This window comes from Azospirillum sp. B2RO_4 (assembly GCF_051124815.1).
In the GTDB taxonomy this organism is placed as follows: Bacteria; Pseudomonadota; Alphaproteobacteria; order Azospirillales; family Azospirillaceae; genus Azospirillum.
Window position 1 is genome coordinate 143,394 of the sequence record NZ_CP118492.1, and the last position, 13,195, is coordinate 156,588.

Consider the following 13,195-nt stretch of genomic DNA (forward strand, 5'->3'; position numbering starts at 1 on the left):
GCACTGAGGTGATGTGGTGGACGGCTTCAGGATATGGGGAGAGTTCCGACAGAACGGCAGACCATTTTCCAATCGAAGTGCGCGGGCTTCCGCCGGAGGCTGAAGCGGCACCGTCATCGCGCGGCGCAAAGCGGCGTCGGCCTGTTCCGGCGCTTCATAGACATGAAGGTTGGGCAGGTCGAAGAAAGGGCGATTAGCGGGGCAAACCGGCAGGCCCCTTTTGTTGGCGAGCAGGCATTTGCCGGATTCGGCGTCTATGCCGCCTATCACATCGTCGTGATGCCGGCGCTGGTCGCGTTCCTATTCGCCGGCATTGCATTGGATAACCGGCCCGCACCGGCTTTTCTCACAAGGTTCGGTCCTGAACCCGATCTCCGTGAAACCTAAAATTCATGGTTGGCAGCGCATAACGTTTCGATGTCATTGGTTTTTTGTTGATGCGAGGAGTCGTCGGTGCGTGTGTTGCTGGCCAGCATGGGGTTCTATCCGCAATGGGGGTTCTATACGGCCCTTGCCGCCGCAAAGGCGACCTTCGGGCGTCTGACATACGATGATCTGGTCGTCGGCAGTCGGCGCATCATGCGGGCGTTGGAACGCTGCGACGTACGCTTCGAGATCAGCGGCACCGAGGCGCTCGACCCGGCGCAAGGACCGTACGTCTTTGTCTGCAATCACATGAGCGTGATGGAAACGCAGGTTCTGCCGGCGGTCATCAGTCATATCCGCCCGACGACCTTTGTCGCCAAGCCCAGCCTGATGCGCTATCCGGTGTTTCGCCGCGTTCTCCAATCCTTCGACCCGATTATCGTGACGCGGACGGATCCGCGCAGCGATTTGCAGCACGTACTGGAAATGGGCAAGCGGAAGCTGGATGCGGGAATATCGGTGATCATTTTTCCCCAGGCCCGCCGGTCGGAAGATTTCGACCCCGCCACCTTCGGTTCCCTGGGATGGCGGCTTGCAAGGGCGGCCAAGGTCCCCATGGTCCCCATTGCCCTGGCAACCACGGCCTGGGGCAAAGGGGCGTGGCTGGACGATGCCGGACCGATCGACCCCGACAAGCCGGTACGCTTCGCCGTAGGGGCTCCCATCGAGGTCGGCACCATCGGTGGGGCCGAGGCGCACCGCCAGGCAGCGGAATTCATCGCCCGGCAATTGGCCGCCTGGTCTGACCTTGGTTCCGGCCGGGAGTGAGGTGGTCCCAGTTTCCCGGACGGTTTGACGGTTGAAATAAGCTTGGTTCAGGTTCGTGTCACGCCGCCAATGCGATCCGGTTGGGTGTTCGCTGGCAGGCCTCATCCGGGGTTCTGCCGCCGGGCGCCGAGCGCGGGCGGTTGGCCTCGTAGGCCTGCCGGCGGAGATGGCGCGCCATCTGCCGGCTGCTGTACCAGGGCGTTTCCAGGGACTACCCGTCGATCAGCCGAATCAACTCCAGGTTCGCGGCTGGTTCGCCAGTTGCCCATCGACTACACTCGGCGTGTTTCCCTGCGCCACGACGGCCTTGTTGCGGCTGGACCACGGTTTCCCATCGGCTACACTGGATGGCCGTTCGTGGCTTCCTGGCAGAACTGTTGCGGCTGGACCACGGTTTCCCATCGGCTACACTACGCCCGCCTGCGCCGATGCGGTCGCCGCGGTTGCGGCTGGACCACGGTTTCCCATCGGCTACACTCGGCTACCACGGCGATGCGCTCGCCCAGCCGTTGCGGCTGGACCACGGTTTCCCATCGGCTACACTCTAGCGAAGCGCTCGCGTCGTGCTGGAAGTTGCGGCTGGACCACGGTTTCCCATCGGCTACACTTGGCCGCGTCCTGGGCAGCGCAGGAGGGGGTTGCGGCTGGACCACGGTTTCCCATCGGCTACACTAGGCGCGAGAATTGAGGACGCCCCATGACCGTTGCGGCTGGACCACGGTTTCCCATCGGCTACACTAACGGCGCGTCGCTGTGGCTCTCGGGCATTGTTGCGGCTGGACCACGGTTTCCCATCGGCTACACTTTCACCGCCAGACGAGGCCCTGTCGGCGTCGTTGCGGCTGGACCACGGTTTCCCATCGGCTACACTGGCCAGCGCCTTGGAATGAATCTCCGCCTCGTTGCGGCTGGACCACGGTTTCCCATCGGCTACACTACGTGGCGGGATAAGGCCTTGATATCAAGGCCTTATCCCGCTGTTTCTCTGGCTGGATTCCGCAATTTCGGTGGTCAGAACAGGACATACTGCTCCGGATTTTTCCGGGAGGGCTGGCGGACTCGGCCGTCGAAGCACATGATTGTTTCATATTGCTTGTCCGTGATGAAGACGATGTGCACCTTGCCGGTGGATGGAATCGCCTTCTCGATTCGGCGGGTCAGCGTTTCCGACTGCTCCTTGCCAACGCAATGGCGAAGGTAGACGGAGAACTGCGACATCTCGAAGCCCTGGTCCAGCAGGAACTTGCGGAAGGTCGTCGCGACCTTGCGTTCGCGCTTGGTCAGGACCGGCAGATCGAACAGCACCATCATCCACATGATCCGGTATCCGCTCAACATCGCCGCCTCCCGTCAGGCCGGTTGCGGCACTTTCGGGGGCGCCAGCGGGGGAGCGGGCCATTCCAGTGGCATCGGCGCCCACGCCCTGTTGCCTTCCCCGGCGGGAAGGTCGAGAGCCGCCTCCCCCTTCTCATAGGCCTGGGCCAGCGATGTCGCGGCCCGCATCACCACAGTGGACAGCGGCGTCGTTCCCTCCGCGGTCGGCAGGTCGAGCGACGGCACCAACGCCAGGAAGCGCTTGGTATCGGGTGTCACCTCGTCATGCCCAGCATCGGCCAGCCGGGCCACGGCGATGTCGACGAAGGGGCGGAACGGCTCCATCAGGTCGTCCACCAGGCACAGCGGGTTGGCCCGGTTGCGGTGGAACAGGCCCAGCGTGGGATGCAGCCCCGCCCCCATCACCGCCCGCGCCACGGTGGAGCGCAGGATGGCGTAGCCGTAATTCAGCAGGCCGTTCACGCCGCCGGCCTCCGAATCGCGCCGGAACTCACCGCCGAACAGCAGCGGCCAGTACCGGCGCGCGGCCTGCGCCTCGATGTTGTCGGGGTCGCCGGAGCGCACCTTGCGGGCGAGCGCCTCGAATGCGCCGGCCGGCGCGCCGCGCGCCTCCAGCACGGCACCCTGCTGGCGGACCTTTGCGCGCACCAGCAACTGCCACAGGCGCTTGGTCTGCGGAATCGAAACGTTCAGCTGGGCGCGCATGCGCTGGGCCTGCACATGATGGCCGTCCACCGGCCACAGGAAGGCCACCGGCACATGATTCGGCCCGCACAGCACCACCACGGCGCCGCGTTCCGCCAGGGCGAGCAGCAGGTTGTTGGTGTAGGTCAACCCGTGGGCGTTGGCCACCACCGCACCGATGTCATCGAGCGGGACGCGCCCGATCTCCCGCCCCTGCCCTTCCACCACCAGGAAGCCGCGCGACAGCGACAGGTGGCGGCCGTCCTCGGCGATCTCGACGATGCGGCCGGTCATGAGATGGGATCCGCTTCGCCGGATGCGGGCAGCGCCGCCCATTTCGGGAATCCGGGATCGCGCACCGTGCCCAGCGGATCGACGGTCACCCGCCGTGCCTTGCGCGTGCGCAGCTTGTCGAAGGCGACGATCAGCCAGCGGAACGGGTCGTCCGGATCGGCATGGCGTTTGTCCAGTTCCCCGGCATCCACATGCTCGACCATGCGCAGGCGGTTGTTGGCCGGCTCCAGCCGGGCCACGCGCATGATGCGCAGGCGCCCGTCATGCTCCAGCTTGACGAGGTCGCCCTTGTGCAGGCGCATGACGAAGCGTTCGCCGTCGGCCGGCACACAGGGTGCGGCACGGCCATCGTCCAGGGCGGTGCGGCGCGCCTCGAACAGGGTGGCGGCGCGCCCGGCCCAGCGGCCGTCCGGAAGGGCCATGATGTCGATGTGGTGCACGTCGCCGGCGATCAGCCCCTTGTAGGGCTCGCCGTCCGGCCCGGTCAGCCAGATCGGATCGGCCTCCTTGGCCAGCAGGCGGACGCGGCGGATGCCCACCCAGGGCTCGGTCGCCGCCAGTTCCTCCGCCGCCTTCGCCACCGCCTGCTTGGCGTCCAGCCGATCGGGACCGTTCCGGTGGAAGGCGACGCGCTCCTGCATGGCTTTGCGCAGGTCGGGGGCGCGGATGCGTGCGACCTCCTTTTCCGTCAGGCCGTCGAGCGGCTTGCGGTAGACGAGGTTGAAGCCGCCGGCCCGCTCCGTCTCCGTGGTCGGGCCATAGGCGGTGTCCTCATGCAGGCGGCCGCCGGTGCCGTGCTCCGGCTTGTGCGACACGGTCACGCCGCGCACCCGCGCGGCCAGCTCGTCGCGGAAGCCGTCCCAGGGGTCGTCGATGTCGTCCATCAACCGGTCGAGCCCCAGATCCTCGGCACGGGATGCGGCCTGGGCCAGCTTCTGCACCATGCCCTGGTCGATGCAGCCGATCACCGCCGCGTCCAGCGCGTGATGCAGATGGTTGTCGCGATTCTTGGCGAAGGTCGCGTCCACCGGCACGTCGCCGCCCTCGCGGTTGTGGTCGCGCAGGATGGAATCGACACCCCAGCGCCGGCGCAGCATGGCGGTCAGCCGCCCCGGCGAGACGCGCACGCGGTCGGGATGGCAGACGTGGCGCAGATATTCCCGCGCCAGCCGGGCCAGATATTGCGTGTCGGTGATCTGCCGGGCGAGGAAATCCCTTTCCTCACCCCAGCGGTTCATGGCCCCTTCGGCAAATCGCCAGCGCTTGTTGGGCGGCAGATCCTCGACGCAGCCGAGAATGCGCGACCAGCGTGCCTCGTCGCCATGCCAGCGCTCGTAGGGTGTCAGGTTGCGCTTGTCGCGGTTGGCCGCGGTCAGACAGACGACCTTGTTGGCGGCGCTGTCGTCCAGCGTGCGGGAGAAGGGCAGGATATGGTCGATGTCCACCTTTTCCGACAGCAGCATCTCCAGCCCGATGGTCTCGCCGGTGTAGGGGCAGCGGCGGTTGACCCCGGCCCCCTGCTCTTCCCACAGCCGGAGCTTCATCAGGTTGCGGCCGTTGACCGGCGCGTTGACGCTGCGCAGCAGGGCCTTGCGCTCCTCGTTCCTGCGCTGGTTCTCCGCCTGTTCCTTCTCGTCCTGGCTACGCTTTTTCTGCGTCTGCTTCACCTTGCGCGCCAGTTCCACCACGATCTCGTGCGGCGGGCCATAGCGCTCGATCAGCGCGTTGACCACCGTCCGGACCTGATTGAGCCCGATATGCACCGTCGGGTTGGCCAGCCGCCCGAGCCGCTTTTCCTCCGGGTCGTTCGGTTCGCCGGTGCCGAAGGCGACATGGCGTTCCAGTGCCTTCGCATAGTAGGGCAACCGGTCGAGCCGCTCGCCCGGCCGGCGGTCGGAATGATGGGCGCCGGGGAAGGCGAAGGGCACAGCCTCATCATAGCGGATCGGGCGTCCGTCGCGGGACTCCGATTCAAGCACCGGCAGCAGAGCGGCCAGGGCCTTCCGGCCGATGCGCAGATGGAAGTCGGGCAACCGCGCGTCGGCGACGTTGGCTGCGGCCTCCGGCTCCAGATCCCAGCGCGCGGCCAGCCAGTCGATCAGCGCCCCGTCGTCGGTTTCCGACAGCAGCCGCTCGACCACCTCGTCCTGCTCCGCCAGGGTCAGCCGCGCCCAGCGCGGGCCGAAGCGCTTCTTGTCGGCCAGCACCGCCGAGGTCTCGTCGGCCGCCAGTTCCGGCCGACGGGTGGATTCGTGGGAGAACCCGACGTCGGAGCCGAGCTTCAACACCTTGCGGATGTCCTTGAAGGTGATCGCCTTCCGGGCCGGCTTCGCGCGCGCCGCGCGCAGGATCAGGTCGCGTTCCTCCATGGTCAGGGGCCGCTCGCTGCGATCCGGCATGATGATCCGGAGGTTGGCGAGTTCGGTGTAGAGGCGGAACCGCTGCGCCGAGGGCAGCGCGCGCGGGGCCCGCTCGTCCTCCGGAATCAGGGAACATTTGCCGACCTGCGGCGGCTTCAGCGGACGCTGGTGGAAGATGCGGTGGCGCAGGGTGGTTCGCGCCTCCTCCGTCAGCAGATCCGGGTGATGGCGTGCCTGCGCCGCCCACAGTGCGTCGAATTCGGCCTCCAGCATCGGGCGGGCGGGGTAGAAGGGATATTCGGCCTTGGCGCCCCGCCCGACCAGCCGGGCGCGCACACTGCGCCCGTTCGCGCGCAGCCACGCGAAGAAGGCGCCCAGCGTCGGCGTTCCGGCCTCCGCCATCTGTACGTCCAACCGGTCGATGCCGGAGCGGATCTTGCCGGCTTCCTCCTCATCGCCGGTGCCGCGCATGGCCTTGAAGCCGCGGCGCTGGTTGATGTGGAACAGCGCGCGGCCGATCTCCTGCGGCTCCAGCCGCTCGGTCAGCCCGCGGGCGCGAAGCTGGAACGGGTCGAGCCGCTCCAGCGCCTTGCGCGCCGCCCGGTCGCCCGGCATCAGGCCGAAGCGGATCAGCGCCGCCATCAGCCGCGCGCGGCGCACCAGCGTCCGGTCGCGCCGCCGCCGCATCTGCCGCGCGATCCGCCTCGCCACCGCAAGAGAAGTCTTGTCCTGCGGGTTGCGCCCATCGGTGAAGATGCGCACGCCCATGCGCCGGATGCCCTTCGGCCGCGGAGGATCGCTGCGGTCCAAGTCCAGCACGCACCAGCCGAGGGAATTGGTGCCGAGGTCAAGGGAGAGGCGATAGGGCTGCATGGATTCGTCCGCTTACAAATTGAATACGCGTGAGTTCGAGCGTCCAAATTCTCCGAAAACTCTTTGCGATCGAGCGTATCACAACTCTTGACCTCGTGAGGAGTTCAGATACTCTCTTCAAAGCTGGAAACGTTACTCGTTTAGCCGATGGGAAACCGTGGTCCAGCCGTTAACAAGTCCGCCTCGGCGGACACAAGATGCGGGGCGAGCTACGGCTCGCCCCTTCTTGTTTGCGCAAAGCTCCACCCCGGTCACCCGGCCTTTCTCCGGCGCGGAGTTGCGCGCGCAGACTCCGCAGTGGACTCCTTCCCTGTTTCGAAGGTTGCGGCAGACGTGGACTGCGCCGCTTTGTCGCCCTGAAAGGAATAAAGGAAGTTTCGCTGACTGGGGTCGACCGGCTTCGTCGCCTTTTTCCGACGCTTCACGGCATCCGCCGCCGGCCTCGCCTGATTCAAAGCCAGGAGGCGGCGCAGCACCTCCTCGTCGGAAATGTCGGCGGGCCAGCCGTAGGCGGCGGCCACGGCGGCGTCGAGAGCCGCATGGGCGTTCACCAGGAAGGCCGGGCGCTGGTTATAGAGGTTGGTCAGGGTGCGGGTCTTCAGGATCGCGGCGGCGGCCTCGTCGCGCGGCAGCAGGCGTTCGGGAAAGCCCTCCACCACTTCCGCCTCCCTCTTCACGAGGTCCGGCGGGTTCAGCCAGTTTTCCCGCAACTCGTTCAACCGCCGTGCCGCCTCCGCAATCGCCCGCGCGCGCGGATCGTCGGCGTGGGAATCGGCTGGAAGATCGGGCGTCAGGCCATCCGGGAAGGGGAAGGTTCGAAACGTTGTGGATGATGTATACCTGGGACGGTCCTCCAAACTGGTGCCCATCCGACATGCCCATAACTCGTGGAAACGACTGCTCAGAATCCCAAAGGACACGGCATCATCCCTTGCAATCACGACGACATTCTTGTCCGGCAAGACACGAAGATCCGCCCAAACGAAAACTCTGTGTTTTGAGACTTCCGGTGTTGCCAAGTACCGTTGCAACCGATCTATTGCCGCTTGCATAGCCGGTGCTCGGCGGGCCAACAGCCACCATTCGCGCTGCTCCGCCGGAGACGTGCTGCGCCGTCTTTCCGGAGCAACATGCTGATCGACCCAACCATATGGTGCTTCGTACAGGCAGGCGTCGGCTTGGCTGAGCTCTCCGAAATGAATGATCCATTTTTCCTGCGAACGCCGCATTATGTCCAAACCGTTCATCCAAGGACGCAGGATATCCGAGTTCGGCCTCCCATTCGGGTTTAGCGGCATTTTCAGCCAGGATCGCGCCACCTTTCCGTCGATGTCGAAACTTCCTTTTTTGGAAGTTCCGCTAAATGCTATCCCCTCGTTCTCCGCCAGCGGTTTGGCCGTCGTCAAATCCACCCCGCCCGCGGTCAGGTCGGCGAAGATCTCCGACACCTCACGGCCATCGAGCCGGGGCGTCTCGTTCAGGCCCTTGGGGCCGAAACACACCAGCGACACGCGGACGGCGGCGCCGTCCACCGTCCAGGGCTCGTCGGACCATGCCTCCAGGATGGTGCCGTCGGCGCGGATGCGGTCGAGCACGGTGCGGTTGGCGCCGCCACGGATGGAATTGGTGGTGACCAGCCCGACGCGCTCCACCCTGCCCGCCTCCAGCAGGGCGCGGGCCTTCTCGAACCAGTAGCAGACGAGATCCGCCGCACCCGGCACCCGTCCGGCGAACAGCCGGCGCAGGCGCGTCACATACTCCTCCCCCAACTCGCCCAGCATCGTCTTGTCACCAAGGAAGGGCGGATTGCCGACGATGACCATCCGGTACGGCTCCCCATCACGACCATCGCCGCCACCGTCCTTCCCGGCCGCGGCGAAGGTTTGCGGATCGGGCCAGCGGGTCTCGCCGCCGATCAGATCGACGAGCGCGTCCTTCTGCTCGATGGTCTTCAGCGATTGCAGGATCGGGTTGCGCGGCACCTCGTAGCCATGGCGGCGCATCCACTGGATCGTACCGATCCAGACGGAGATGCGGGCGAGCTCGACGCCCAGCGGGTTCACGTCGATGCCCAGCACAGCCTCGGGCCCGATGGTCTTCGGGCGCTCGTTGCCCTTCAAATCGAATTCGAGCTGGCGCGGAAAGCCGAAGGTCTCCCCGTCGATCACCACCTCGTGCTCCAGGTCCTTCAGCTCGCGCAGGGCCAGATACAGGAAGTTACCGGAACCGCAGGCCGGATCCAGCACGCGGAATCGATGCAGCCGCTCGAGGAAGCGATCATAGATCCCCCGCGCGTCGCCGCGCGCCTTTTCGCGTCGCCTGGGTGCCGCAGTCCTGGCCTCGGCGAGCAGTGCGGCGATCCGCTCCCGCGCCGCCGCCCATTCCCGGCGCAGGGGCCGGGTGACGACCGGCTCGACCAGCTTCATGATGGTCGATTCGGGCGTGTAATAGACGCCCACCGCCCCTTTGGAACGGCCGTCACGGTCGCGCCGCACCACCTCGCGCGCCAGCGTCCGGCGGCGCTCGGGGCTCAGACCGCGCTCGAACAGCGTGCCCATGATCATCGGGTCGATCTCCGACCAGTCCAGCCGCGCCGCCTCACGCACGATGGCGAGGTCGTCGCTGTCCAGCGGCAGGGCGCCGGCGTCTTCGAACAGCCCGCCGTTGAACCAGTCGACCTTCTCGAACCCCAGGCGCCCACCATCCTTCATGGAGCGGAACAGCTGCTCCGCCAGCGGCGCGAACTCGGCCGGGTCGCGCACAGCCTCGTCCAGAAGCCGGGTGAACAGGCCCTTGCCGAGCAGGCCGACATCCTCGGCGAACATGCAGAAGACCAGCCGCATCAGGAAATGGGCGACCGTCCAGCGGTCGTGCCCACGCGCCACCATCCGTGCGGCCAGCGTCGCGAAACGGCCCGCAACCTCATCCGTCAGCATGGCCCGCGTCTGGCCGGGCCGCAGCCGCTCCGGATCGGAAAAGGCCCATTTCAGGATGTCGCGCCGGCCGGGGTCGAGCAAATCTCGAAGACCGATCTCGTGCGTTACCGTGACCGCGTTGGTCCAGTTCGTGTAAACCCGGATCCGCGCCATGTCGCTGACGATCAGCAGCGGCGGGTTGGCCAGGGCCGGCGCGTAGCGCTGCAGCTGGGCGTACGCCGCATCCAGGTTGCGTCCGGGCCCCTTGTATTCCCACGCGAAACAGCCACGCTTCCAGACGTCGGCCCGTCCGGGGCGCCGGTCCGTCTGCGCGACTGCTTTCTCGAAACAGTAATGGGTGGCCGACGGATCAGCCTCGGCTGGAGGCATTTCCCCCAGAACACGGCAAAGGTCGATGAAATGCTCGTGCGAACCCTGGCTCTCGCCCAGCGAAGACCGTCCCCATTTCTGGACGAAATCTTCCACCGTCATGCGAGGCCGCATGGCGTTATCAAGCATTTTAGCTCGTTCTCTGGTCTGTTTGCCTATACCAGATACGCGCTGGAAATTTTAAAAGAGGATTAAAGATAGAAGCGTATCGAATAAAACTTGTTTTCTGCACACACATACATTTGCATGATTTTCGCCTTTATCTCCGTCTTGACCCCGATATTCACTTTATGTCTTTGTCTGATTACCTTCCATTCCTTTCACCATACATATTGGGCCTATAACAAGGATACCGCCCTAGCTTTGGCGTGACCGCCCTTCGCCGCCATCCAATCCAGGAAAGATGGACTCCAGGGGAGCCGGTCGGAGACGATGGCGCAGGCGATGGGAATCACCTCCCCACCTCTTCAAAATGCGACGGTTCGCCGCATATGGTCCATTTGCCACCAACCCTTCCGTCCGACTGAACAACGCCAAGTTTCCGTAAGGCTCCATTTCCCGAGGGGATGGGGCATTGTGACGAAGCGGGCGTCATACGCCCCTGAAGTCGTTTGAATCACGTCTTCGCCGATCTCGCAACGTTTCCAAACAGGCTCTGAACAGTTCGAGGAGGTTGAATTTTCCCCTCAGCCCGCGATCGGTCCCGGTCAAGAGCCCGGCTCCGCCTCCGCCCGCCCTGCGGTATGGAAAACGGGAGGCTGCGGAAGGCCGAGCATCGACGCCATGCTGCGGCGATGGCGGACGATGTCGGCCAGCGTATAGTCGTCAAGGACAGCCAGGAACGCTTGCAACGCCTCGTGCAGGGCGCTGCGGAGGTTGCAGGCAGGACTCAGCCGGCAGAGGGGCGCATCCTGCAGCGCCCCCATGCAGTCTACGATGGCCATGTCCTGCTCGGTGTAGCGGACGACCTCGCCGATCCGGATCTGCTCGGCCGGGCGGCCGAGGCGCAGCCCGCCGTTCCGTCCCCTCACCGTCTCAATGTAGCCGCCGCGTCCCAGGTCATGCGCCACCTTCATCAGGTGGTTCTTTGAGATGCCGTACACCTGCGCGATCTCGCTGATGGTCGGCAATCCCTCCTGCCGAACAGCGAGGTACATGAGCAGGCGCAGCGCGTAATCCGTATAGCTCGATAAGCGCATCGCCGACCAAATCTGCATAAATTCTACATCATTATACCCGTGCCGTTGAAAACGCGCAATCGAACGATCCGGCCGTTGCTTTCCACGTCGGCATTACAATGGCGGCAAATCCGATTGCGGGCCGAGCCGTTCATAGAGGTCGACCGGTTTGGCGAATCCTTTCAGGCTGTAGGCTCCGGCAAGTGCGGTGCGATCAGGCGGCAGTATTTCGGCGAATCGCCGGGACATCGGCAGCGGATGATCGGTAAGGCTGCCCACGCCTTGGATACCGGCGCCGGCCGGCCAGGGATGGGTGGTCGCCGGTCGGCTGGATACGCGCCTCATGACACCCCTCCGGATTGTCGGGCGAGAGCCCCTGTTCAATGGGCACCGCCCCCGCCCAAATGGTCGGGCTTCTTCAGGAGCAGGGTCGCGAACAAGGCGACCAGCAGGGCGGCGCCCAGCAGGAAAAAGGCATCGCTGAACGCCATGACGAAGGCCTGTTTGCGCACCACCGCGCCTATGGCGACATAGGCGCGGCGCCCGGCGTCGAGCGGGTCGGTGATGCCGTGCGACTGGAAATACCGCGTCAGCTGTTCGAGGCGGGCAGCGGTCGCCGGCTCGAACAGCGACACTGCGTGCGACAGGATGTTGGAGTGGAACTGCTCGCGTTTCGTCAGGAAGGTCTGCAGCAGGGCGATGCCGAAGGCACCTCCCAGGTTCCGCATCATGTTGAACAGACCGGAAGCCGAACCTGCATTCTCCTTCTCGATCCCGGCGGTCGCCACCGCCGACAGCGGCGCGAAGACCAACGCCTGCCCGACGGCGCGCACGATGTTGGGGACCAGCAACTGGTCGGCGGCATAGGAGGCGGTCATGGCGATGTTCATGAAGGCGCTGCCGGCGAAGAGCGCGAAGCCTACGGCGATCAGGAGGCGCGCATCGAACCGCTTCATCAGGCGCGGAACCAGCGGGATCAGCAGAAGCTGCGGCAGCCCGGTCCACGCCAGCACGCCGCCGATCTGTTCGGCGTTGTAGCCCTGAATGCGCGACAGGTAGACGGGCAGCACGAAGACGGACCCGTAGAGCGCCACGCCCAGCATGAAGTTCGCGACAATGCCGAAGCCGAAGTTGCGCCGCACCAGCAGCCGCAGGTTCAGCAGCGGCCGGGCGCTGAGCAGCTCGATCCACAGGAAGAGCCCCAGCGAGACCGCCGCCACGATGCTCAGCCGCAGGATGAAGGGGGAACCGAACCAGTCCTCCTTGTTGCCCTCCTCCAGCACGGTCTGCAACGTACCGAGCCCCACCGCCATCGTGACGACCCCCGGCCAGTCGCCGGTCTTCAGCAGGCCGAGTTTCATGGGCGCGGGGTCCAGCGAAAAAGCCAGTAGGCCGACCATCACGGCGCCGGGGATCAGATTGACGTAGAAGATGTACTGCCAGCCCCAGTTTTCCGTCAGGTAGCCGCCGATGGTCGGCCCGATTGCCGGGGCGAAGGTCGCCGACAGGGCGAACAGGGCAAGCCCGGTGGACTGCTGCGCCTTGGGCAGAAGCGTGATGATGATGGTGAAGGCCATCGGGATCAGCACGCCACCGCTGAAGCCCTGTATCGCGCGCAGGAGGATCATCTGCTCCAGGTTGGCGGCAAAGGCGCAGAGGACGGAGAAGACGAGAAACAGCACCGCGTTGGTCAGCAGATAACGGCGGATGGAGAACACCTGGGCCAGCCAGCCGCTCAACGGGATCACGATGATCTCGGCCACCAGATAGGCGGTGGAGATCCAGCCACCATCGTCGATGCCGGCGCCGATGGCGCCCTGGATGTCGGCGAGCGAGGCGTTGACGATCTGGATGTTGAGTACCGCCATGAACGCGCCCAGCGTCGAGCCGGTCACGGCAAGCCAGTTGCGGGTGGAGGCGGTGCCGGCCGGGCCGGCTGCGGCAGGAATGGACATGGTCTTCGTCCTTTGCC

General features: G+C 65.4%; 9 protein-coding genes and 1 CRISPR repeat array. Of the genes, 2 read left to right on the forward strand and 7 right to left on the reverse strand.

The window, feature by feature from the left end; translation table 11 throughout:
* Positions 1-33: 33 nt before the first annotated feature.
* On the forward strand, positions 34-387 hold the full coding sequence (locus PWS46_RS30285; RefSeq protein ID WP_434625694.1) for a hypothetical protein: 354 nt from the start codon (positions 34-36) through the stop codon (positions 385-387).
* A 66-nt stretch (positions 388-453) separates the two neighbouring features.
* Positions 454-1,194 (forward strand): lysophospholipid acyltransferase family protein, encoded by a 741-nt coding sequence (locus PWS46_RS30290; RefSeq protein ID WP_434625696.1) that lies wholly within the window; start codon positions 454-456, stop codon positions 1,192-1,194.
* A gap of 309 nt (positions 1,195-1,503) precedes the next feature.
* Positions 1,504-2,131: direct repeats of the CRISPR family, unit length 36 nt; unit sequence GTTGCGGCTGGACCACGGTTTCCCATCGGCTACACT.
* Positions 2,132-2,205: 74 nt separating this feature from the next.
* Here the strand turns inward: PWS46_RS30290 and cas2 are convergent.
* From cas2 to PWS46_RS30325, 7 genes are all read right to left on the reverse strand, one after another.
* Positions 2,206-2,532 (reverse strand): CRISPR-associated endonuclease Cas2, encoded by a 327-nt coding sequence (cas2, locus tag PWS46_RS30295; RefSeq protein ID WP_434625697.1) that lies wholly within the window; start codon positions 2,530-2,532, stop codon positions 2,206-2,208.
* A 12-nt stretch (positions 2,533-2,544) separates the two neighbouring features.
* Complete coding sequence (gene cas1, locus PWS46_RS30300) at positions 2,545-3,507, reverse strand: type II CRISPR-associated endonuclease Cas1 (protein WP_434625699.1); 963 nt, start codon at positions 3,505-3,507, stop codon at positions 2,545-2,547.
* The gene (cas9, locus tag PWS46_RS30305) at positions 3,504-6,740 is read right to left on the reverse strand and encodes a type II CRISPR RNA-guided endonuclease Cas9 (protein WP_434625701.1); all 3,237 of its coding nucleotides are present in this window, start codon (positions 6,738-6,740) and stop codon (positions 3,504-3,506) included. The genes cas1 and cas9 overlap by 4 nt, the downstream gene beginning before the upstream one ends.
* Before the next feature lie 251 nt (positions 6,741-6,991).
* Positions 6,992-10,174: a class I SAM-dependent DNA methyltransferase gene (locus PWS46_RS30310; RefSeq protein ID WP_434625703.1), complete on the reverse strand. Its 3,183-nt coding sequence runs from the start codon at positions 10,172-10,174 to the stop codon at positions 6,992-6,994.
* Between the two features lie 578 nt (positions 10,175-10,752).
* Positions 10,753-11,244: an Rrf2 family transcriptional regulator gene (locus tag PWS46_RS30315; protein ID WP_434626034.1), complete on the reverse strand. Its 492-nt coding sequence runs from the start codon at positions 11,242-11,244 to the stop codon at positions 10,753-10,755.
* A gap of 93 nt (positions 11,245-11,337) precedes the next feature.
* Positions 11,338-11,568, reverse strand: a complete 231-nt coding sequence (locus PWS46_RS30320; RefSeq protein ID WP_434625706.1) for a hypothetical protein — start codon at positions 11,566-11,568, stop codon at positions 11,338-11,340.
* A 35-nt stretch (positions 11,569-11,603) separates the two neighbouring features.
* Positions 11,604-13,178 (reverse strand): MDR family MFS transporter, encoded by a 1,575-nt coding sequence (locus PWS46_RS30325; RefSeq protein WP_434625707.1) that lies wholly within the window; start codon positions 13,176-13,178, stop codon positions 11,604-11,606.
* Between the last annotated feature and the right edge of the window lie 17 nt (positions 13,179-13,195).